General features: G+C 67.8%; 1 protein-coding gene. It reads right to left on the bottom strand.

Annotation, left to right across the window (positions count from 1 at the left end; genetic code table 11):
* Nucleotides 1-34: 34 nt before the first annotated feature.
* A partial coding sequence (locus AACY08_RS29400; RefSeq protein WP_339472597.1) for a hypothetical protein occupies nt 35-466 on the bottom strand: 432 nt, incomplete at its 5' end.

Consider the following 466-nt stretch of genomic DNA (forward strand, 5'->3'; position numbering starts at 1 on the left):
CTCCCCATTCGCCTTGCGTTCAGCGCGGTGGAGGCTAAAGCGCGCGGCCCCTTCGGTCTATGGGCCCGTTCCAGCGGGACACCGAGGGGACGAGGAAATCGCCGTGATCGAATATGTGCCGATTGCCGATGTTGCGCCCGCTGCGGTCGAGGGATTGCTCGACCGTGCCTTCGGCGCGAACCGACAGGAGCGCACCGCCTATCGCATTCGCGCAGGGATGGAGGCGATTCCGGCCCTGAGCTTCGCAGCGCTCGACGATGGCGTCGGAGCGTGCCGCCTCCTCGTCGTCGAGGGGTGCCGGCTCGAGCGTGACGCGGTGCAGGTCCGCGGTCGCGCCGTACAGGCTGGTGTTCGCGATCGGGCGAACCCAAGCGAGCCCCTGCTCCTCACCGACGCGCTTTGCCTCGGCCTCCATGATGGCAGCCGCGAGGGTTTGGGCAAGTTCCGGATCTGACCAACGGTCACC

Origin of the sequence: Pseudomonas sp. EL_65y_Pfl1_R83 (assembly GCF_963970695.1) — a bacterium.
In the GTDB taxonomy this organism is placed as follows: domain Bacteria; phylum Pseudomonadota; class Gammaproteobacteria; order Pseudomonadales; family Pseudomonadaceae; genus Aquipseudomonas; species Aquipseudomonas tritici.